The 22,998-nt window shown below is 42.8% G+C and carries 17 protein-coding genes; 8 read left to right on the top strand and 9 right to left on the bottom strand.

Annotated elements, in window-relative coordinates; genetic code table 11:
* Nucleotides 1–1,239 (bottom strand): alkaline phosphatase family protein, encoded by a 1,239-nt coding sequence (locus BM043_RS02190; RefSeq protein ID WP_092788591.1) that lies wholly within the window; start codon nt 1,237–1,239, stop codon nt 1–3.
* A 286-nt stretch (nt 1,240–1,525) separates the two neighbouring features.
* Between BM043_RS02190 and BM043_RS02185 the strand changes: the two genes are divergently transcribed.
* Nucleotides 1,526–2,200: a YiaD family glycine zipper/OmpA-like lipoprotein gene (locus tag BM043_RS02185; RefSeq protein WP_092788590.1), complete on the top strand. Its 675-nt coding sequence runs from the start codon at nt 1,526–1,528 to the stop codon at nt 2,198–2,200.
* Here BM043_RS02185 and BM043_RS02180 read toward each other — a convergent pair.
* Entirely contained in the window at nt 2,197–2,715 is a 519-nt protein-coding gene (locus BM043_RS02180) for a GNAT family N-acetyltransferase (protein WP_177188405.1), read from the bottom strand. The genes BM043_RS02185 and BM043_RS02180 overlap by 4 nt on opposite strands.
* Before the next feature lie 185 nt (nt 2,716–2,900).
* Nucleotides 2,901–3,212: a hypothetical protein gene (locus tag BM043_RS02175; RefSeq protein ID WP_092788588.1), complete on the bottom strand. Its 312-nt coding sequence runs from the start codon at nt 3,210–3,212 to the stop codon at nt 2,901–2,903.
* 303 nt (nt 3,213–3,515) lie between these two features.
* On the opposite strand from BM043_RS02175, the gene BM043_RS02170 reads away from it, so the two are divergent.
* Nucleotides 3,516–3,914, top strand: a complete 399-nt coding sequence (locus BM043_RS02170; protein WP_092788587.1) for a single-stranded DNA-binding protein — start codon at nt 3,516–3,518, stop codon at nt 3,912–3,914.
* A gap of 182 nt (nt 3,915–4,096) precedes the next feature.
* On the opposite strand, the gene BM043_RS02165 is transcribed toward BM043_RS02170, so the two are convergent.
* The 4 genes from BM043_RS02165 to BM043_RS02150 are packed head-to-tail and all read right to left on the bottom strand — an operon-like array spanning nt 4,097 to nt 10,660.
* Entirely contained in the window at nt 4,097–7,501 is a 3,405-nt protein-coding gene (locus BM043_RS02165; protein WP_092788586.1) for an efflux RND transporter permease subunit, read from the bottom strand.
* Nucleotides 7,502–7,504: 3 nt separating this feature from the next.
* The gene (locus BM043_RS02160) at nt 7,505–8,638 is read right to left on the bottom strand and encodes an efflux RND transporter periplasmic adaptor subunit (RefSeq protein WP_092788585.1); all 1,134 of its coding nucleotides are present in this window, start codon (nt 8,636–8,638) and stop codon (nt 7,505–7,507) included.
* Between the two features lie 49 nt (nt 8,639–8,687).
* The gene (locus tag BM043_RS02155) at nt 8,688–10,046 is read right to left on the bottom strand and encodes a TolC family protein (RefSeq protein WP_092788735.1); all 1,359 of its coding nucleotides are present in this window, start codon (nt 10,044–10,046) and stop codon (nt 8,688–8,690) included.
* A gap of 11 nt (nt 10,047–10,057) precedes the next feature.
* Nucleotides 10,058–10,660 (bottom strand): TetR/AcrR family transcriptional regulator, encoded by a 603-nt coding sequence (locus BM043_RS02150; RefSeq protein WP_092788734.1) that lies wholly within the window; start codon nt 10,658–10,660, stop codon nt 10,058–10,060.
* A gap of 226 nt (nt 10,661–10,886) precedes the next feature.
* On the opposite strand from BM043_RS02150, the gene BM043_RS02145 reads away from it, so the two are divergent.
* The 3 genes from BM043_RS02145 to purL all read left to right on the top strand — a co-directional run bounded on the left by BM043_RS02145 (nt 10,887) and on the right by purL (nt 17,229).
* Entirely contained in the window at nt 10,887–11,699 is an 813-nt protein-coding gene (locus tag BM043_RS02145; RefSeq protein ID WP_092788584.1) for an alpha/beta fold hydrolase, read from the top strand.
* A gap of 77 nt (nt 11,700–11,776) precedes the next feature.
* Nucleotides 11,777–13,447 carry a formate--tetrahydrofolate ligase gene (locus tag BM043_RS02140; protein ID WP_092788583.1) on the top strand — a complete coding sequence of 557 codons (1,671 nt, stop codon included), beginning with the start codon at nt 11,777–11,779 and terminating at the stop codon, nt 13,445–13,447.
* A 101-nt stretch (nt 13,448–13,548) separates the two neighbouring features.
* On the top strand, nt 13,549–17,229 hold the full coding sequence (gene purL, locus BM043_RS02135; RefSeq protein WP_092788733.1) for a phosphoribosylformylglycinamidine synthase: 3,681 nt from the start codon (nt 13,549–13,551) through the stop codon (nt 17,227–17,229).
* Nucleotides 17,230–17,283: 54 nt separating this feature from the next.
* Here the strand turns inward: purL and BM043_RS02130 are convergent, their stop codons facing one another.
* Nucleotides 17,284–19,533 carry a T9SS type A sorting domain-containing protein gene (locus tag BM043_RS02130; RefSeq protein WP_092788582.1) on the bottom strand — a complete coding sequence of 750 codons (2,250 nt, stop codon included), beginning with the start codon at nt 19,531–19,533 and terminating at the stop codon, nt 17,284–17,286.
* 182 nt (nt 19,534–19,715) lie between these two features.
* Here BM043_RS02130 and BM043_RS02125 point away from each other — a divergent pair, with 182 nt between their 5' ends.
* The 3 genes from BM043_RS02125 to BM043_RS02115 are packed head-to-tail and all read left to right on the top strand — an operon-like array spanning nt 19,716 to nt 22,494.
* Nucleotides 19,716–20,522: a metallophosphoesterase family protein gene (locus BM043_RS02125; RefSeq protein WP_177188404.1), complete on the top strand. Its 807-nt coding sequence runs from the start codon at nt 19,716–19,718 to the stop codon at nt 20,520–20,522.
* A 14-nt stretch (nt 20,523–20,536) separates the two neighbouring features.
* Complete coding sequence (locus BM043_RS02120) at nt 20,537–21,856, top strand: DUF2254 domain-containing protein (RefSeq protein ID WP_092788581.1); 1,320 nt, start codon at nt 20,537–20,539, stop codon at nt 21,854–21,856.
* Nucleotides 21,853–22,494: an ankyrin repeat domain-containing protein gene (locus BM043_RS02115; protein ID WP_092788580.1), complete on the top strand. Its 642-nt coding sequence runs from the start codon at nt 21,853–21,855 to the stop codon at nt 22,492–22,494. The genes BM043_RS02120 and BM043_RS02115 overlap by 4 nt, the downstream gene beginning before the upstream one ends.
* A gap of 8 nt (nt 22,495–22,502) precedes the next feature.
* Here BM043_RS02115 and BM043_RS02110 read toward each other — a convergent pair whose 3' ends face one another.
* Nucleotides 22,503–22,979: a glycosyl-4,4'-diaponeurosporenoate acyltransferase CrtO family protein gene (locus BM043_RS02110; protein ID WP_143071020.1), complete on the bottom strand. Its 477-nt coding sequence runs from the start codon at nt 22,977–22,979 to the stop codon at nt 22,503–22,505.
* Between the last annotated feature and the right edge of the window lie 19 nt (nt 22,980–22,998).

Raw genomic sequence — 22,998 nt, 5'->3', positions numbered from 1 at the left:
TTAATCCTTCAAAATTGGTTTTAGGACTTCCAGCTTTCCATCTATGTCTTTTGGAATTGGCAGGCCTAAAATCTCACAAATTAAGGGGTAAATGTGCACATTGGAAAATGGCTCAATTGTCTTTCCAGATTGAATCCGAGGTCCAGCCGCGTAGAAAATCCCCTGCATTTCCTGATAATCCGGACTGAATCCATGCTCCCCAAAAACCTCCGTTTTCATACTTGCTGCACGGTTTTGATAGCGAAACAAGCCTCTACTGTCAGTCAGATAATAACCCAAATCCGGTATAATCAATAAATCTCCCATCAAATCCCGATGTAAACTCAGATCCGTGTAATATTCCCGATCATCAATATCGATGACATGAATGTGCTCTGCCCTGGATTCGATTAGATTTTGGTATTCTTCTTTCTTTTCTTGATCCTTAAGATGGATGTGGGCCAGTGCGCCGGAATTGACCACTCGGGCATCCAGACCATCGATCAGCGGCTCCAGATTGATCAACTGAGATCGGGGAACATCCACCATCCCATGGTCAGAAACCAGAATCACGTGAATCGGCAAATCAAAGCTCTTCAATCCCTCAAATAAGGCTCCAAGCTCCCGGTCCAGGCGAGTTAACCTTTCTTTCAATTTTTCATCATTATTGGGACCAAAACCATGACCCACATTATCCATATCAGAAAAATACAACGTGATCATCTGAGGTCGCTCATCGGCGGGTAATTGCAGCCATTCAAATACTTTGGAAATCCGTGTGAGATTTGGGACGTTACCATCATAATCGTAATAATAGCTCGGCCTGACTCCTTGGATAGCCGCTTCTGATCCTACAAAAAAATAACTGGCAGCTTTCATCCCATTTTGCTCTGCGAGTACCCAAAGTGGCGTTCCGCCATACCAACTCCCGTCAGTTACGACCTCGCGATTGCCAATGGAATAAACTTGATCTTTCTCAGGATTGTAAAATGTATTATCCACCACCCCATGGTGTTCAGGTTTCAATCCTGTCGCAATGGTGTAATGATTGGGAAAAGTCTTGCTGGGAAATGAGGGAATCAAGCCTTCGGCAGCAGTTCCTGATTGGATAAATCGGCTAAGGTTTTCGGGTTGAAATCGCTCCACATAATCATAACGAAAGCCATCCAAAGAAATTAAAATTACAACGGGTTCCTTTTCCTGTGCAATCGCCGACAAGGAAATACCCAATCCCAAAATCCAACCTAATAAAAACCTCATATTTTTTTGTTTCAAAAATACACTTCCTTTTTTTCTCAGCCCATTTTTTTAAGTAAAAAGCAGGCTTTTCATCAAGCCATTTATCCTGACGCACTTAATGCTTCCAATGTACAGCATGTTCCAACGATGACCGGGATTTATATTTCTTTATAAAATTTCTTTGGTACGCCACTTGCAATTGGTATTAGTAAAAATACGTACTCATGAAATCAAGCCTATCAAAACCGAAATCTTTCGGGACGACTGTGCGGGATTTCATGCAGCCCACAAGTAAAATTATATGCACATGAAAACTTCAAACAGGATTTTACTAGGACTAGGAATCATTGGGTTATTGATAGGAACACCTTCCTGCAAAACCAGCAATGCCGTCAAAGGAGCAGCCATCGGTGGATCTGCAGGCGGAATACTCGGGGGACTTATCGCCGGAAAGGATAAAACAGCAACAGGAATTATTATTGGTTCGGCCATCGGTGGATCTGCGGGTGCGATCATCGGCCGAGAAATGGATAAACAAGCCGAGGAACTTCGTAGAGATCTGGAAGGCGCAAAAGTGGAACGAGTTGGGGAAGGCATCAAAATCACCTTTGATTCAGGACTTCTATTTGGCTTTGATCAATCTACACTCAGTCCTGAGGCCACGACAAATCTTCAAAATCTAGCCACCACGCTGAAGAAATACGAAGACACCAATATTATGATCGAGGGACACACAGACTCCGTGGGAGAAGAAGATTATAACCTTTCGCTCTCCAGAGACCGGGCCTATTCAGTACAAAGCTACTTGGGAAACCTAGGAGTCTCCAGCCCACGAATGACTAGCACAGGCTATGGAGAATCCATGCCGCTAGACAGCAATGAAACCGATATGGATCGAGCTCAAAATAGACGGGTCGAAGTAGCCATCTATGCCAACAAAAAGATGCAACGCATGGCTAAAAGAGGAGAATTGGGTTCTTAAAAATCAATTCGCATCAGATAATCCGTCTGAACTTCATCCCCAAAGGGAAATGGATGGCTTCCGAATTTTCGGAGGCCATTTTTTTCATAAAATCGGATCGCTCGGGCATTTTTCTCCCAGACTCCAAGCCACAGATATTTCTTGGCTTTTTGCTTGGCCAATTCGATCGCAAAATTTAGTAACTCAGGCCCCACTCCCCTTCCTAGAAATTCTTCCAGTACATATAATCTTGCAATCTCCAGACTTTCTGGATCGTGAATGTCAGTCTGCGAAGGGGTTTCATTGACCTTTAGGTATCCGATGATTTTATCTTCACTTATTGCCAGAAAAAAATAGGATGAGGGGGTTTCAAATTCCTTTTCAAACTGGGGCAAGGTAAAAGCTTCATTTAGGTAATGCTCCACATTTTCGGGTTTGTTTCCGATGGTGAACGCTTGGATAAAGGCTGTCCTTGCCATCCTAAGCAACTCAGGCAAATCTTCAGTTTCAGCGGGAACAATAGTGATTTTTTTCAAGGAAAATGAAAAGCAGTGGTTCGAATTTGATTTGAGTTTCAAAAATAAAGCAAACGCACAAGCTTTTACTTTTCACGCTGTAAATAATCTTGGAGTAAATTTCGGACATAATCCTCATAGCGTTTTTGCTTGAAAGAAAACCAATCTTCCCGCAGTTCAGATTCATGAATCAATTGCTTAAAATGCTAAAAGGGTTTTGGGTGTTGAAGGCTAGATATCAAGCGTCGAGTTTCTTTGTTGTCTCCTAAAGAATCGACAAAATCATCCATCACCTGAAATGCTTCCCAGGACTCCATCGGCTCAATGATCCAGTATTCTCCCATATTCCGATCAATTTTATCGATTAAATCCTGCCATAATTCCGAGTCAAAATAAGGACTCAGCGTATCCGGGAGACTTTCTATTTCACCGGTATTTTTATCCACATAGCAGGTCATACCGGCATCCAAATCTTCGGCTATTTCCCGAACCATTTGATCAGTAATTTGCAGCTTCATGTGTCTATAATTGATTTTCAAAGGTAAACTGAAATCTCGCTCGACTATTAATCATCCTTGACTGTGCCGATTAAAGTCATGCTCGATTTCTTAGGATTAATCCAATCATCTTATCAAAAATAAATTTATTAAAAACCTGAATGACAATCTGATCATTCAGTCAAATTTATCCGACAGCAAACGACTACTAACGGATACTGTCGACTGTCACCCGACTAGTTTTTGGCCGGGGATGCAACTTTGGCTCAACGATTTACCTCTAGCGAAATCAAAAATTAATCTTTCACTTAAATTCTAAAAATCATGAATGCGCTAAGAAACAAAGTACAGCTAATCGGTCACTTGGGTGACAAAGTAGAAATCAAAAATCTTGATTCCGGTCAAATCCTCGGAAGGGTGTCCATCGCAACTAATGAAACCTACAAAAACCAAAAAGGCGAACGTGTGGACAATACCACATGGCATCGATTGGTGCTTTGGGGAAAGCAAGCCGAAATCCTCCAAAAATACACCGACAAGGGTTCAGAAGTCGCCGTCGAGGGTAAAATCTCCAATCGCAGCTACACAGACAAGGACGGTAATAAGCGATACACCACCGAAATTGTGGTGAATGATTTTACGTTCTTGAGTAGAAGAAATTCTTCTCAACCTGCTCCAAAACCAGAAATGGCTGAGACCAGTGAAGACGACCTTCCTTTTTAAAATACCTGCTTGACTGAAATCAAAAAAGCCCAGGGAAAACTGGGCTTTTTTGATTTTTATTCATGCCAATTTTCTGCAGTCTTTTCCAATAAAGAGTGGAAATTGGCAATCCTCCGAAAATTAAAAACCCCCGGAACATGGTTCCGGAGGTTTTGTCTAAAAAACCACCAACCTTAAATCAATCATGCTTTCAACTTACGCAGCTTCATATTTAATTTGTCTGCCAGCAAATACATGACTGGTACGATCACTAACGTAAGGAAGGTCGCAAAGGTTAGCCCAAAGATTACGGTCCAAGCCATTGGACCCCAAAAATCTGCATTATCTCCTCCGACATAAAATTGAGGGTCAAATTCACTCAATAAGGTACCGAAATTGATGTTCATTCCGATAGCAAGCGGGATCAATCCCAGAACTGTGGTAATCGCCGTCAATAAGACGGGTCTTAGACGGGTTTTTCCTGATTCGACGATACTTCCCACCAAATCCGGAAAAGATAAAAACTGATCATCAGGAACTCCCAATTCTTCCCGCTTTCTTGCTCGAACCAAGTTGGTATAATCGATCAATACGATCGCATTATTCACTACCACTCCGGCTAAGGAAATAATCCCAATCCCGGTCATAATGACCACAAAATCCATATTGAAAATCACCAATCCCAAAAACACTCCGATCGTACTTAAAACCACCGATGCCATAATGATAAACGGGGTCGTCACAGAATTAAACTGTGCGACGATGATCAGGAAGATCAAGGAAACAGCTATCCCAAGCGCACGGATCAAAAACTCCATCGATTTGGCTTGCTCCTCTTGCTCCCCGGTAAACTTCACTGTAATCCCATCCGGAACCTCAAATCCAGCCATATAGTCACGAAGTGCGGTATTGATTTCAGTAGCATTGAACCCATCCAACACATTAGAATAAATAGTTATGGCCTTCTCAAGATCTTTTCGCTTCACCGAACCATAAGTAGATCCATATTCGATATCTGCTACGGCAGAAACCGGAACCTCGCGTTTTTCACCAAATTTATCCCGAAACCCAATTTTTTTATTGATCAGCGCATTGACATCGTACCGGTAATCTTCAGTCAACCGAAGTTGAATCGGATAATCATCTTCACCTTCCTTGTATTTGGACACTTCCAGGCCGAAAAGAGAAGTCCTCATTTCGGTGGCGATAGTTGAGGTGGATAAACCAAATCTGCGGGCTTTATCGCGATCAATATCCACAATTAGTTCTGGGCTACCTAAAGACAAATCCGTTTTTAATTCTTCGACGCCAGGAACATTCTTGCTATTGAGAAATTCCATTGAACGATTGACATAGCTGATCAACTGATCATAATCTTCGCCCGAAAACTCAATATTAATCGCTTTACCGACAGGAGGACCGGCTTTTTGCTTATCGACTGTGATCAAAACACCGGCATAGTTTTCGGCGAGGTCACGGATTTCTTCCATGGCCTTGTTGGTATTGACACCCTGACGATCAATATAATCCACAAATCCTATCGTGATCTTTGCTTTATGAGGCGTAGCTTCACCGGTTGATCCTTCGGTTGGGTCACTTGTCCCTTCCCCAATCTGAGAAATTACCGATTCAATAATCTCGTTGTATTCACCCAAACTTACTGCTATCTCATCCTCAAATTCATCCACAAACTCATTGGTCGCTTCGATATCAGTTCCCATCGGAAACTCGACATAGACATTGATCAACTGTGGTTGATTATCTGGAAAGAAAAGTACTTTGGGGGCTCTGATGAAAAGCAATCCAAGGGAGAAGATTAAGAGTAAATTGATTCCTCCGAATAAATAATAGGGGTTTTTGCCTCGGAGAGAAAATTCCAAAATCCTTTCATAGCTATTTTCCAATCGTACCAAAAACACGGTCTGAAACCATCTGATCGCTTTTCTCAACAAAAAGACATTGAACAGGGTCAATACACAAGCGACCAGAGTCAGGGAACCCATTGCCATCCACCCTACCAAATATGCAATAGTGGACAATACCAAGAAAATCCCTGCGACGATAATTGATCGCTGTTTGGGTTTTTCCTTGGTGACATCCTCTATTTTCATGTACATCGCAGTCATCACAGGATTGATCACCAAGGCCACAAATAGCGATGAAGACAATACGATAATCAAGGTAATCGGAAGATATTTCATAAAGTCTCCGATTGTATCCTGCCAAAATGCCAAAGGCAGAAATGCTCCAAGTGTCGTAGCAGTAGAAGTAATGATCGGCCACGCCACCTCTCCGACGCCTTCTTTTGCAGCGACTATAGGAGATTTTCCTTCAGACATCAGACGATAAATGTTCTCCACGACTACGATTCCATTATCCACAAGCATCCCCAAAGCCAAAATCAAGGAGAATAGCACCATGAGATTAAGGGTAATCCCAAATGCATTCAACACCAAGAAGGAAATAAACATCGAAAGCGGGATAGCCGACCCTACAAAAAGCGCATTTCGGAATCCCAAGAAAAACATCAAAACCAACACAACGAGGATCACTCCGAAGATGATGGAGTTTTCCAAATCACTGACCTGCGTACGCGTAGTTTTGCTTTGATCATTGTTGATCGTGATTTCCAAATCCTGCGGAAATCTGTTGGCTTTGGTTTCCTCAATGATTTCTTTGATTTTATCAGCGGCAAACAAGAGATTTTCTCCGCTCCGCTTGACCACATTGATCGTGACAACGGGGAGGTTTTTCATCCGCGCATAAGAAGTCCGATCCTTATAAGTATCTTTTACCTCAGCCACATCCCGGAGATAGACGATTTTTTGATTGTCAGTTTTGACAATCACATCCAAAATCTGCGCTGGATCGGTAAACTCCCCATCCACACGCAAAGTCCGCTGAAAATCCCCTCCTCTGATACTTCCACCTGAGATGGTCACATTTTCTGACCTTACCGCATTGGCAATATCATCAAAAGTTACCCCGACAGATTCCATTTTATAAGGATCGGCATTGATTTGAATCTCTCGCTCCACGGTACCTGCCAGATCTGCTTTGGAGATTTCGGGTAGCTTTTCGATTTCATCCTCCAGGTATTCTCCAAACTTCTTAAGCTCAGCTTCCGAATAATTTCCCGAAATATTTACATTCATAATCGGGAAATCGGAAGTATTCACCTCCAAGACATTGGGCTCCTGATCCAGATCGGAAGGCAATTCGCTCTTCGATTTATCCACCGCATCTTTGACATCCTGGATCGCCTTGGAAATCTCCACGCCTGGATTAAACTCCACCACAATCGAAGAAAAATCCTGAACCGAAGTGGATTTGATATCTTTCACATCATTGAGAGACTTCAGTTCTTTCTCAATCGGACGTGTAATCAGGTTTTCCATATCCACGGGGGAGTTTCCCGGATAGGGAGTGCCCACATAGACCGTAGGAATAACCACCTCTGGAAAACTTTCCTTGGGCATGGTACGGTAAGCCCCCAATCCCAAAACGGTAATAATCAGCGTCAGGATAATGACAGAGGTGGAATTGTCCACACTCGCACTGGTTAACCCAAACTCTCTTATTGTTTTTGACTTTGCTTCTTCGGCCATGATTTACTGCTGCGCGATGTTCACATTAAAATTGTCTCCTACTTCTCGGAAGCCCTTATCCACCAACTGTTCATTTCCAGCCAACCCCTCCAAAATCTCGGCATCCTGCTGAAAAGTTTTTCCTCGTTTGACATAGATTTTTTGGGCTTTCCCCTCTTCCACCACAAACACATAATCTCCTCGATTATCACTTAAGACCAATTTGGAGGGGACCACTACGGCTTCAGGATTCTCATAATCCTTGATTTTCATTACGGCCAGCATGTTCGGTTTGACCAAATCCAGTTTTGGCATAAATACCTCCACTTTAAAAGTCCGGTTGTTTGGATTGATGATAGAACCTACTGAGGATACCCGTGTCTTGATCTCCTGTCCAATAGAAGGGAAACTCACCCGCACTGAATCGCCTTTGCCCAAGACTCCCACATAGGATTCTGAGATATCCGCTTCAATAAAGAGGTCGTTTTCGCCCACAAACTGAAACATCGGGGCTCCGGGCTGGACTAGTTCTCCTAATCGCACTTGTACCGTTTCGATCGTACCGTCAAACGGCGCCCTAACGAATGCCTTATCCAATTGGGTTTTCAAAGAATTCAGATTGCGCTCCAATCCTTCTTTTCGACTTTTCGCTTCCAAGTATTGTACCTCAGTTCCGATTTGCTGTTTCCAAAGTCGTTCCTGCTTTTCAAAAAGTGTTCTTGCCAAGTCCAGGGAATTTTCAATTTCCTCGATATTTCGCTGAATGCTTTCAGAATCGATTTCGGCTAGGACCTGTCCTCTACTGACGCGCATTCCTTCAATTGCTGGGACTTCTACTATTCTTCCAGCTGTTTCGGCGGAAATACTCACATTTTTCTTGGACAGAACTGCTCCTGTCACTTCTACAAAATGCTCAAAGTTTCCTTTTCGGGCATCCGCGGTGGTGATGAGGATGGACTTTTGATTTTGCTGGGCAAATCCGGAATCCAACTGAGTGAGCTCCGACTCCAACTCGCGAATCGTGCCATTGAGCTCAATTACTTCGGCTTTGAGTTTTTCCAACTCAGCCTTTTTTGCCTCTACGCTGTCATTTTCGGCACAGCTAAATGCCAAAATCATCGCTAAGCTGATGGGTAAAAATTTCAAGGTTCCTTTCATGGTTATTTTTACGATTATTTTCCTTCAAAAAGAAGGAGAAATAGTTGGTTTAGTTTTCTATTGATGTTTTTAAGATGCCCAGGGCTTTTTCCAAGTCCACCTTGGAAACTAGTCCGTCATACAAAGCCGACAGGTAATTGATCTCCGCCTCGATAAGGGCGGCATCGGCTTCTACTACCTCGAGATTGGAGCCGACACCCTCGGTATATTTGATTCGGGCCATGTCAAAGACCTCCCGGGCCAATTCTAGATTTTCTTCCTGAACCTGTAATAAACTCAGGTCATTTTTGAGATTGGTTTTGGCTGAAAATACTTCGCTTCTGATGCTCTCCCGAATGTAATTTCGTTGATTTTCGAGCTGCTGAATCTGTATTCTGTTCTTTTGGATTTTGGCGCTTTTCAGGAATCCGTCAAAAATCGGAATCGTCATACTTACTCCTAAAAGCGAGCTACCAAACCAATTCTGACTATTAAATACCGAATTGAGTTCATTCCCTGCCCCGGCCCGCTGAATATTGCCTACAAAATCAATCGAGGGCATGTATTGGGATTGATTATTTTTAATATCCAATCCGACCAACTCAATATTGGTATTCAGCTGCTTAACCTCAATTCGCTCATTTCCAGGATCTTCCAACAATGCAGAAACTTCCTCCAGGCTATTGAACTCCTCCAGATTCTCCTCCAAGTCAAGGTCATATTCCATCGGCAGACCAATCTGTAATTTCAAGACTTGCATGGAGATTTCCAACGCTGCTCGGCTGCGCTCCAGCTGGGTAAAGGTATTGTTTCGCTGAACTTGGATTCTGGATACGTCGATTTTTTCGGCAAAACCGGCTTCATTCAATGCACGGGTTTCATTCAAAAGGGTATCAACCCGGGATAAGTTGGACTGGGCCAATCGAATTCGCTCTTGATTGACCAACACCCCGAAATAAGCCTTTTTGACGGACTCGATCACATCGGTTTCAGTTTTTTCCAAATCATAATCAGTCAGTTGCTTATAGGTTTTGGCCGCCCGAAGTCCCACAAAGAAAGATCCGTCAAAAATCATCTGGCGAACATTGGCACTGAGTGAAGAGGTAAAACTCACGCCAAATCGTGCTGGAATCACGTCTGATGGAATGCTGGGATCACCAAATGGCGGTTCGTTAGGCAGAAAAACCACTGGGATCGCCGGATTATAATTCAAATCAAAAGCTCCATTGATCTGAGGCAATCCACTGGCGGTGGTTTCCTTGATCGTAGCCTTAGAGATCATCGTCTCCAATTGGGCGTTTTTGACATTTACATTATTCTCCAGAGAAAGTGATAGGGCCTCTTCCAAGGTCATTCTCACCTGTTCCTGAGCCTGAAGGGCGAAAGAAAATGAGAAAATAAGCAAAAAGGCAAAAAGGTTTTTTTTCATTACTATAAGATTCAATCTTGTTTTTTCTGTTGGCTGTAAAAGGCTTCCCGCCCTTTTTCGGTGAAAATCCCATGAAGAAAATGATCCATCATTTCCATTTGGACCTCCACTAGGTCATGTGTCTGGGTATGGGAATTAGTTTGCTCCAATGCAGAAGTGATTTGATTAACTCGGAGTCGAGCCAAGATAGTGGAATCTATTTCCTTTCTGAAATAGCCTAGTTTCTTGCCCTTCTCCAGAACATTGACCAGATCCAATAGGATCACTTCTTCTTTATGCTTCTCGAATATCGCCCAAGCCTCCGGAAAATATTTCTGGACCTCCAGAATGGCAATCGGATTAATACCGCTCAGCCGCTCCCGCATCATTTTTGACAAATTGACCAGGTGCTCAATGACGCCATCTTCAGACTCCATGATAAAGCACATTTTCTCCTGATCCAAAGAAAGCATTCGATGAAAGGCCTCCATGACCAGCTCCTTTTTATCCTTAAATTCTTGATAAAGTGTTTTCTTGGATATCCCTACTTGCCTTGCTAAGTCGTCCATGGTAATATTCCTGACTCCAAAGCGGGCGAACTGCTCCATCGACACATCCAATATTTTCTCTCTCATCTCCACACGATCATTTGAATTGAGATGCAAAACTATGGAAACTATTTGTAGTCACAAAGTTCCCGCAGTTTTTAATCAAATATTATTTTGAGAAAATACCTAAAGCAACTAATCAAACTATTTTTCATCTACAATTAATTGATTTTAAAATATTTTATTTTGTTTCTAACCCTATTTTCTTAACAACTTCTTGTTTTACTTATCTTTTAAAAACAATTTCAATTGAATGAAAATTATTGAAACCCATCAGGGCAGATTACACTACACCACTTTAGGATCCGGACCTGATCATGTACTTTTATTTCACGGTTTTGGCCAAAATCATCAATACATGCTGCCGTTTACCAAACTTCATCATGAAAATTACACCTTCCACTTGATCGACCTTTTTTACCATGGACGAAGTCAATGGTTTCAGGCTTCCACTCCTCTCTCCAAAAATCACTGGAAGTGGCTTATTCAAAAACTTATGCAGCAAGAGAGTTTCACGAACTTTCACCTGATCGGTTACAGCATGGGAGGAAAATTTTCACTTTTAACTTATGAACTATTTCCGGATCAGGTTAAAAGTTTGACTCTCTTGGCACCTGACGGGATCAAAACCGGAGCCGAATACAGCATCAGCAGTTATCCGACTTACTTTCATCCTTTCTTCAAACGCATCGTATTCAGACCTCAGCTATTTTTTGGTCTGGTTGCGAAATTAAATAAGGTGGGAATAGTGGAAAATAGTCTGGTAAAATTTATCACTACCCAGATGAAAACAAGGTCACAGCGAGCTCAGGTCTATTTTACCTGGCGGGTTTTTGGAGAAATCCATTTGGACCTAAAGAAAATCAGCCGAAATGCCAATAAACTTAAAACGCCCATTAGTTTATTTACAGGTGCTCATGACCGGATGATATCTCCAAAAAGTCTTTCTGCTTTTAGTAAAAAAATCCCCACCGCAAAATCCATTATACTTCCTGTGGGACATGGAGGATTAATCAACGCAACATCCCAATTTCTCAACTCAAAAAATTCGGGGATTTTCTACTGATTTATATCATTTTTTAAACAAACTATTGACCAATTAATTTCATAATCTCCACCTTACCTTCGGTAAAAATTAAACCCATGACCGATCTCGAAATTGCAAACCTGACCACTCCGGCCCCCATCCGAGAAATTGCCGAGAAGCTTTCCATTGCCGAAGAGGAGCTGGAGTATTATGGAAAATATAAGGCCAAGCTTCCCCTCACGCTGATCAATGAAGCACAAATAGCCCAGAGTAATCTCATCCTAGTCACTGCGATCACTCCTACCCCGGCAGGAGAAGGCAAAACTACCACTACGATTGGCCTGGTAGACGCGCTGAATCAAATCGGTAAAAAAAGTACCGCTGTCATTCGAGAACCAAGCCTTGGCCCTGTTTTCGGAATCAAAGGAGGAGCGGCTGGAGGAGGCCGTAGTCAAGTCATTCCCATGGAGGACATCAATTTGCACTTCACGGGAGATTTCTCTGCTATCGAAAAAGCTAACAACCTACTGGCTGTTTTGATCGATAACAATATGCAGAGTAAAAAGAGAAGCCTTCAGTTGGACCCACGAAAAGTACTTTGGAAACGCACTTTGGACATGAATGATCGGGCCCTTCGCAATATCGTGTTGGGACTGGGAGGAACCAACGGAGGAATTCCCCGAGAAAGCGGATTCAATATTACCGCAGCTAGTGAAGTCATGGCTATTCTCTGCCAAAGCAAAAGTATCAGCGACCTGAAGGAGCGCTTTGCAAATATTTATATCGGTGATACACTATCAGGTCAAGCCATTTTTGCCCGAGACCTCAATGCTCAAGGAGCCATGGCAGCTTTGATGAAGGAGGCAATCAAGCCCAACTTGGTGCAAACTCTTGAGCATAATCCAGCCATCATTCACGGAGGGCCTTTTGCCAATATCGCCCAAGGAACCAACTCCATTTTGGCCACTAAAATCGGAATGAGCCTCAGCGACTACGTAGTAACCGAAGGAGGATTTGGGTCTGACTTGGGGGCTGAAAAATTTCTGAACATCAAATGCCGAGAAGCCCAGATTGCACCAAAAGCAATTGTATTAGTGGCGACCATCAGAGCTCTCAAATACCATGGTGGTCAAACCCTCAAAGAATTGGAAATAGAAAATACAGAAGCTTTAGAGCGGGGATTTGCAAATCTCGATGGTCATCTTGCTGCACTGAAATCATTCGGGGTACCTGTGGTGATTTCTATCAATGTCTTTTCCAGTGACACCGATGCAGAAAAATCACTTCTTTTAGACTATTGCGAAAAACAGGGAATACCAGCTGCTATCAGCGAAGGGTGGGCAAAAGGCGGATTAGGCTGCATAGAGCTGGCCCAAAAAGTAGTCGAAACTACCGAGCAAAACGATTCCAAAGAACTGAATTTCACCTACCAACTTGAAGACAGTCCATTCACCAAAATCGAGAAAGTAGCCAAAAAGATCTATGGAGCTGATTCGGTCGTTCTCACCAATGCTGCCAAAAACAAACTCAAACGTTTCGAAGAATTGGGCTATAGTAATCTCCCCATTTGCATTGCAAAAACGCAAAAAAGTCTGAGTGACGACGAGAAAAAACTAGGAAGACCTCAAGGATTTGAAGTCCAGATTCGGGATTTCGAAATAGCGGCCGGTGCAGGTTTTATTATCCCCATAGCTGGAGAAATACTACGAATGCCCGGTTTGCCTTTGGTGCCTGCGGCCGAATTGATTGACATCGAAGAAGATGGTACCATTACTGGCTTATTCTAAGCCTTTATCCCAAAGAATGGAAAAGTCATCGATTTTCTGATCTTTTGCTTTTCCATTCCTTCTACCAATTCCTTACCTTTGCAGCTTACCAGCTCAAGGACATGATTTTCTTCTTTGAATCCCCTCAAAAAAGCGTTTACGCTGTACAAACTCACCAACCTCTCGCACCCGAAGACATCGATAAACTCTCCTGGCTATTTGGAGAAGCCCGGGCCTTAAACGATGCCCAAGTTAATGGGAAATTTTCCGGCCCTAGAAAGGAAATGATCACACCTTGGTCCACCAATGCCGTAGAAATCACCCTAAACATGGGGATCCTCGGAATCCAGCGAATCGAAGAATTTTTGCCACTAGGCGAAAACGATGAAATTGACCCCATGCTTCAAAAAGCTTACGAAGGGCTCAATCAGGAGATTTTTGCGATTGACCTGAAGCCGGTACCCATCCAAGAGGTCAATGATATTGCAACATACAACCAACAAGAAGGACTGGCACTTAGCGAGGAGGAAGTAGCGTATTTAGAAAATGTAGCCAAGCAACTTGGAAGACCGTTAACTGACTCAGAGGTATTTGGATTTTCCCAGGTCAATTCCGAGCATTGCCGTCATAAAATATTCAATGGAACTTTCGTGATCGATGGAGAAGAGAAGCCTATGACGCTTTTTCAGCTGATCAAAGAAACCTCCAAGAAAAATCCCAACCGAATCGCTTCCGCTTATAAGGATAATGTTGCTTTTGTTCAGGGACCCAAAGCATTCCAATTTGCACCCAAAACACAGCATCAAGCCGACTTTTTTGAGCAGCGGGAGATCGAAACGGTTATTTCGCTCAAAGCGGAAACTCATAATTTCCCGACCACCGTGGAGCCTTTCAATGGTGCGGCAACCGGCTCTGGAGGAGAAATCAGAGATCGAATGGCGGGCGGTACTGCCTCGATTCCTCTGGCAGGAACGGCTGTCTACATGACCTCCTATCCCAGAAGTAAAAAAAACAGATCTTGGGAAGAGAAACTTACCGAAAGACCTTGGCTCTACCAGACTCCCATGGACATTCTGATCAAAGCTTCAAATGGCGCTTCTGACTTTGGAAATAAATTTGGACAACCGTTGATTTCTGGTTCACTTTTGACCTTTGAGCATGAGGAAAACGGTACCCTGTTTGGTTTTGACAAGGTCATCATGCTGGCTGGTGGTGTGGGCTTTACCAATGCCAAATACACCAAAAAATCTGAACCTAAAACCGGGGATCAAATCGTCATCATGGGCGGAGACAACTACAGGATCGGCATGGGCGGATCGGCTGTTTCCTCATTGAATACCGGTGAGCTATCCAACGCCATCGAACTCAATGCCATACAGCGCTCCAATCCCGAGATGCAAAAACGGGTAGCCAATGTCATCCGAGCGATGGCCGAAAGCGAAGAAAACCCCATTATCTCAATTCACGATCATGGAGCAGGCGGTCATTTAAATTGCCTTTCTGAACTGGTGGAAAACAGCGGAGGAACCATCCATATTGATCAGCTTCCGGTGGGCGATTCCACACTTTCTGCTAAGGAAATCATCGGAAACGAATCCCAGGAGCGAATGGGATTGGTTGTCGACAAAAAAGACATCCCTACGCTAAAGCAACTTTCTGAACGGGAAAGAGCTCCTTTTTATGTAGTCGGTGAGACCACAGGAGACATGCACTTCAAGTTTGAGAATCAAAAAACAGGGGAGAAACCTGTCGATTGGAATTTGATGTATATGTTTGGTTCGTCTCCTAAAACTATTTTGGAAGATTCCCATTCGCAAGCCAATTTCAGCGAAGGAGACTATCAAGTCAGCAAGTTAAAATCCTACATAGAAGAAGTACTTCAGCTTGAGGCGGTAGCCTGCAAAGACTGGTTGACCAATAAAGTAGACCGATCAGTTACCGGACGAGTGGCCACTCAGCAAACCGTCGGTGAGATACAGTTACCACTCAATGATGTAGCTGTGATGGCATTGGATTTTACCGGAAACAAAGGGATCGCCACCTCAATCGGACATGCACCTGTGGCGGCTTTGGCAAATCCTGAGGCTGGAAGTCGTCTGGCAATAGCTGAGGCATTGACCAATCTGGTTTTTGCTCCGATCACAGATGGAATAAAAGGAATTTCCCTCTCCGCAAACTGGATGTGGCCTGCTAAAAACAAAGGGGAAAATGACCGACTCTACCGTGCAGTGGAAGCGGTTTCCCAATTTGCCATCGAGCTGGGCATCAATATTCCGACAGGAAAAGATTCCCTATCCATGACTCAAAAGTATCCCGATGGAAAAGTGGTCTATGCTCCGGGAACTGTGATCATTTCCACGGTCGGAGAATGCTCAGACATCAATAAAACCGTAAAAGCTGCACTTCAACCGGTAGAAGGTTCCAAAGTATACTGGATTGATTTCTCCAAGGATTCGCCAAAACTCGGAGGTTCGAGTTTTTACCAGATTTTGAACAAAATTGGCGTAGAAACGCCTACTGTCCAAGATTCTGATTATTTCAGCCATGCATTTATGGCTGTGCAAAAACTGATCGAGCAAGGATTAGTTTTGGCAGGTCACGATATCTCGGCAGGTGGAATGATCACCGCACTTTTGGAAATGTGTTTCCCAAGCACTCAAATTGGGCTAAAAGTCAAAGCAGACCGGTTCCAAGAACGGGATATGGTCAAAGCGCTTTTTGCCGAAAATCCGGGGATATTGATTCAAGTAAATGACACAGAGAAAGTACGTGCTATTCTTCATAATTACGATGTGGACTTTATCTCCATCGCTGACGTCAATAGCAGTGGTGAAGTAAATCTCGATGGACTAGGGTTGAGCTTAGAAGTATCTGAAATGCGGGACACTTGGTATCGATCTTCCTATCTCTTGGATAGAAAACAAAGTGGAGAAAAGCTCGCCAATGATCGATTTGAAAATTACAGGAACCAGGCTTTGAGTTACAATTTCGCCCCGAATTGGGAAGGGAATTTCAAGAAGTCTGGACTGGACCCCTATCGAAAAAATACCGGTAAGGCCAAAGCAGCCATCATTCGGGAAAAAGGAGTCAATGGAGACCGCGAAATGGCCTATTCACTCTGGTTGGCCGGATTTGAAGTGAAGGACATCCACATGACCGATTTGATCTCGGGACGCGAGGATCTTTCTGATGTGCAAATGATTGTCTTTGTAGGTGGATTCTCTAATTCAGATGTTTTGGGTTCGGCCAAAGGCTGGGCAGGAGCTTTTCTTTACAATGCTAAAGCCAAGGAAGCCTTGGACAAGTTTTACGCTCGGAAAAACACACTCAGCTTGGGAGTCTGCAATGGCTGTCAGCTTATGGTCGAGCTAGGATTGGTAGGAAAAACCAATTCCTCCAAAGCTAAAATGCTACACAACGAAAGCCATAAATTCGAATCCGCTTTTGTCAACGTAAGCATCCCACAGAACGACACGGTGATGCTTGGAAAACTAAGCGGTCAGCGATTGGGCGTTTGGGTAGCTCACGGCGAGGGTAAATTCCAACTGCCAGAAGCAGAAAACGCCTATCATATCGGGATGAAATATAGCTATAGTTCCTATCCTGGCAATCCCAATGGATCGGATTATTCCGTCGCCGGTATCGCCTCTCAAGATGGAAGACATTTAGCGATTATGCCTCATATCGAGCGAAGTCTGAAGCCGTGGAATTGGGCGCATTATCCAAGCGAAAGGCATGACGAATTTACGCCATGGTTAGAAGCATTTGTCAATGCTCGAAAATGGGTGGAAGAAAACAAATAAAAATACTCCGTATACTCAATGAGTCCCTGCTTGATGCATAATCGGGCAGGGATTTTATTTAATCAGCTTGATTACAGTTTGACCTCTCGAGTCAGAAAGCCGAAGAATATAAACTCCTTTTTTAACTGATTTAATATATTCATTTAGCTTCTGAGATAATTCCACGTGATCGGTTGCAGTGAAGCTAAAGGTTTTTCCGGAAAAATCAGAAATTGCAATTCCAATCTCATCTTCCAACTCTCGCGTCAAACCTGTGGGAATAGTCTGAATCTCAGATGAGCCTATTGGGTTGGGAAAAACTTTCCAAAGTAATCCTTCAAATCGGGCTGGCAGATTTACGGAAACTAAAGTGCTATAGCCTGTTTTACCTTTGGAATCTTCCGCTTTGATCCGATAGAAAATCAACTCCTGAGCTGTGCCTAATTCATTATCCTTCACAGAAAATGACAAATCTGAAGAATCGATCACCAAGGTATCGATCTGTTGAATATCCTCCCAAGTTTTGGTTTGATTCAAAGATCGCTGAACCGTTAAACTTAATTCATCTTCTTGGGCAAACATGGACCAATCGATGGTAACACTTTTCTCTTTTTCGTCATACTTTGCATCAATCCGATAAAATTCCAAGGGCAAAATCCGGTAAGAAATCCGGATTATCACTTTCCCTGCAGAACCAGCCCCACCTCGGACACTTCCAGCACCTCCACCCGAACCGGTATTAGGACGACCTTCCTGACCGATTCCATCAGAATCAGATTCCCCGGGATCCAAATGATCTCCATCTCCTCCCAGTTTTGTACCAGAATAAAATCCACCGGTGCCTTTACCGTATTCTTGAGCGGGATTTCGACCTGTAGCGCCACCACCACCGGCAAAGGCATTGGGAATGGCAGGGAATCCATTTAGAATAGAAAGAGGAACCCCCGATCCTCCATTTCCTGGATTATTATTATTACCTTCTTGACCAGCTTGAAAAGCGCCCCCTCCTCCACCTCCTACTAATTGGTTTTTATTCTGAGCCCTACCATTTCCTCCATTTCCACCTTGATTGAGGGCACTAGATCCTCCATTTCCTGGGAAACCATTATTTCCTTGGTTAAATGAACCTGCTCCACCACCACTTCCACCGGGAAGACCATTTCTATGAGCTTGAGATTGTGATCCTCCACCGCCGCCGCCATTGGCGATCAATCCAAAAAAGACAGAGGGGTAGCCACTAGTGCCTTGACTATTGGCTTGATTGGACCCATACCCACCAGGTCCTACAGCCACAGGATAAACTTGGCCAACTTGCAGAGAGATTCCATTCGCCGTCACTACACCACCTGCTCCACCACCACCGGCAGCCTCACCAAAACCACCTCCACCAGCTCCAGCTACCAAAGCAACTTCAACATCCAAAATTTCTTCATCTGCCAATAGGTCGGGAATCGTCAAAATATCCGAACAATGAAAAATATAAATTTCATCAAACCCATTGGTAGTCGTAACAGAATAGGTTTCCACACAGTCAAAACCCGGACAAGTACCCACTTCGGCACCTTCAGAAAGTGCCGTTCCCCCAGGAGTTTTATTTACATATAATATAGAATTAGGTGATTCGAGGCCATTTCCTCTGATTTGACCATTATTAGAAAAAGCTCCTCCGACGGATAATAAATTACAAAAATTGGAATTAATCCCTGAGATAGAACTATTGGAATTGAGCTGGAGTGCCCCAGAAATTTCAAGATTTCCAGACATTTTGATGTCAGTATTGGAATTGACCACCACGGATCCTCCTATGAAAGTTTCCCCGACTAAAACCACTTTCCCATTACTGTTAAAGTTGGTATTTCCACTTACCGAAAATGTCCCGTTGCTTTCAAATCTGGCATTTGAATTCACATTAAAATCACCATTCACGGTCATTTGACCAAAATTAAAGATGGTCTTGTTGGAATTTAGGTTTTGATTGAATTCTAACGATCCATAATTCGTGATCGTCCAGTTTCCATTAGGATTGGAATTAAAGGTCAATGAACCAAAATTTTGAATTTCGCCTAGGCCGGATAATTGGTTAAAATCTCCGTTCCAGGAAGATCCATCAGCAATACAGATTTGAATATTGTTTCTATTATTAAAATTGAGCTGAGTGGTACGATTACCTGTAATACAAACTTTCGCTCCATTCGAAAAAGTGCCGACAGGTGCGTTATTCCCATCTACCGTGACATCACAATCCGTGCATTGAGCAATCAGTGAGTAATTTAAACCTAAAAAAAGAAAAAATGGTAAAATAAAAGACCAAAGCTTAGTCGGCATTTAATATTTATTTTTTTAGGATTTGCAAAGATCTGCCACAGATCAGTTATCTCCAAAAATTATTTGTTAAATGATTAATTATCAACTCATAATTTCAAACTTTACACTCCTCTATTAAATTCTGAAAGCCAAAATTCCAACGGAAACTATTTCTTTCCCCCATTTTAAAATAACTTGTATTCATGCAACGCAGACCTTTTCTCCAAAAAATCAGCCTAATTGGTTCCTCGCTTATGACTATGCCCTTTTTGCTCTATGGGAAAATGGATTTCCCGAAAACCACCAAAATCAAATTTATAACTGCCTCTGATGGCCATTTTGGGCAACCTGACACCGATTTTGAAGCTTCACATCAGCAGCTGATTGATGCGATCAATCAGGAGGAGAGCGTGGATTTTGTGGTTTTCAATGGAGACCTTATTCATGATGACCCAAAATGGATGCCTGAGGTCAAAAAAGTCTATGATCAACTTTCCGTCCCCTACTTTACCTGTAGAGGAAATCACGATCGGGTAAGTCTCGGAGCTTGGGAGGAAATCTGGGGCAGACCCAGCAATTACGCTTTTGTCCATCAGGAATCTCTGGGAATAATTTTGCTGGACTGTTCCAATGAAACCGGAGAATACCTCTGTGCAGATTTGGAGTTTGCTACTGCCAAACTAGAGGAGTTTAAAAGCATGGAGCAGGTCTTTGTCTTTATCCATATTTCCCAAAATGACTGGACTCGTCACGGTGTGGCATGCAAAGACTTTCTTGATTTAGTGACCAGCTACCCTAATGTCAAGGCAACCTTTCACGGACATGACCATGATGTGGATGGGCAGATGTTGTATAAAAAGAAGCCATTTCTCTGGTCTGGACATTTTGGAGGCTCATGGGGTAATCCATTCCCTTCTTATCGGGTCTGCGAAATAGGTGATGATGGCAAAACAGCCACTTACCTCAAAACTGTCAAGGAAGGGATGATTCTCAATGGCCACAACCTTTAAATCAATGAATACTTATGAAGAAGCTCCTGTTTTTTTGGAACGAACTTAAAGCTTCCTTTTGGTTTATTCCTGTTTTACTGATTCTTCTGGGAATCCTCTTAGCTGTTGGCCTGGTTTATTTAGACAGTTTAATCAGCATCGATCAAAATGGGATCTTACGCTTTTTTTTCGTCCAAAATCTGGATTCAGCCCGAAGCATCCTGACTACCATTTCATCTGCCATGATTGGGGTGGCGGGTACAGTCTTCTCTGTAACCTTAGTCGTATTGACTTTGGCAGCTTCGCAATTTGGCCCCCGACTCATCAAAAATTTCATGGATATCCGACTCAATCAAGTCGTATTGGGTGCCTATATCGCTACATTTCTCTTTTGCCTTTTGGTTTTGAGTTCGATCAAGGATCAGGAGGATTATGTTTTTATTCCCTCCATTTCGATCCTATTTGCCGTTTTTGCGACGATAGCCAATATCGTCCTGCTCATCTTTTTCATCCATAAAATCGCCATCAGCATTCAAGCTGACAAAGTAGTTTCGGATATTTCGGTTTTTATTTCCAAACAGGTCCAGACTCTTTTTCCTGAAAAAATGGGCGATGATCCCGAAGAAGAACCTGAATTTGACCTAGACCAAACCATCAATCAATATTCAAAATCATTTTCCCTAAAATCCCCAAAAAGCGGATACCTGCAATATGTGGACAGCGCGGCCCTGATGGAGTCTGCCGAAGAAAAGAATATTATGATGAATTTATATTATCGGCCGGGAAGCTATTTGGTCATTGGGATGGAACTGGCAAAAATCTATTCTCAGAAAGAATTGGAAAAAGATGATTTGGAACAACTGATTGACCATTTCGTCATCGGAAAAACAAAAACCGCCCAGCAAGATCTCGAGCATTCGATCCATCAAATGGTCGAAATCGCGGTGCGTGCACTTTCACCGGGCATCAATGACCCGTATACCGCAATTTCTTGCATTGACAATTTGTCCACAACCATGAGCTATTTGACTCAATCCCGCCTGCCTTCAAAATATCGCTATGATTCCAATCAAACGCTGCGAATCATCGCGGATAATTTGGGTTTTGAGGGAATGATGGATGCGGCTTTTAACCAAATCAGACAATTCGCGGGAGCAATTCCCGCAGTCTTAATCCGTATGATGGAGGCCTTTATAACTATTAATGAGTTTGCTAAGAAAAAAACACACCAAGAAGCCATCATCAAACATGCTGAAATGGTATTGAGAGTAGGCCGAGAAACGATCAAAGAGAAACATGACCTGAAAGATCTGGAAGAGCGTGCCGAAAAAATCCTATCCCTAACAAAAAAATGAAGGCTATTTTAGAATCCATCCAAAAGGGGGAAACCGATTATTTGGCTTCTCGGCTCAGCTCAAATCCTGAGCTGGCAAAGGAAAAAACCGAATCGGGGATTTATTTAATTCAGTTTGCCGCTTACTGCAAAAATCAACAGGCCATTGACATCCTGAAAGAATATTTATCCGATTTAACCCTTCATGAGTCAGCATGTATTGGGGAGTTGGATGGAATAAAAAATACCCTTTCAAAAAATCCAGAATTGATAAATGACTTTTCCGCCGATGGATTTACACCCTTGGGTTTGGCTTCCTATTTTGGACATATCGAACTTGTCCGATTACTTTTGACACACGGTGCAATCCCAAACATTCCTTCTAATAATTCCTTCCGTGTCACTCCACTCCATTCTGCCTGTGCGATTTCAAATTATGAAATTGCCGAACGCCTATTAAAAAATGGGGCCGAAGTAAATGCAAAACAACAAAATGGCGTCACTCCTCTCCATTCTGCAGCACATCATGGGAAAAAGGAATTGGTAAAATTATTACTCAAATATGGTGCTGATCCCAATGCAAAAATGGACAACGGCAAGAGTCCAATGGATCTTGGAAGAGAAAGTGGATTCCCCGATCTTTTCGAAGACCTCGAATAAAAAATCTCTCAATATATTTCTGAGTAAAACCGCTCTATAATTCCTGTAATCCTCCTTTTATTTTGTTGCTGAAGAAGGCTTGGATAAAGGTTGAAAATAATATTTATGATCAAGAGAACGAGGCCAAATTCATAGTTTTTGGTTACCGTTAGCCCAAATGAAACAAGGAGAACCGCTAAAAATCCAATTAGGTGACTGATTTCAGCCGAGGTCATTTCTTCCTTCAGCAAAATCATTTCCTTCAACGCTGGCTTTCCTTCGATTTTCAGTTTTGTATTGAATTTTCCCCAAAACGTCTTTGAAACCAAAAACTTCATCACCCCCACCCCAATCCACTGATTGATCCGGTCATTTTTGATGAATTCAAGTCTGGAAATTCGATGGTATAATTGATTTCCTTTAATCCGTTCATTCACCAAAAACCCTAAAATCATGGAGGTAAAAGTTATCGAAATCGAAAAGGAAATAAAAAAAATAGTACTCACGGCTTATTTTAATGATGTC

This window comes from Algoriphagus hitonicola (assembly GCF_900113375.1).
Taxonomy (GTDB): domain Bacteria; phylum Bacteroidota; class Bacteroidia; order Cytophagales; family Cyclobacteriaceae; genus Algoriphagus; species Algoriphagus hitonicola.
This window is presented reverse-complemented; position numbering and strand designations above follow the sequence as displayed.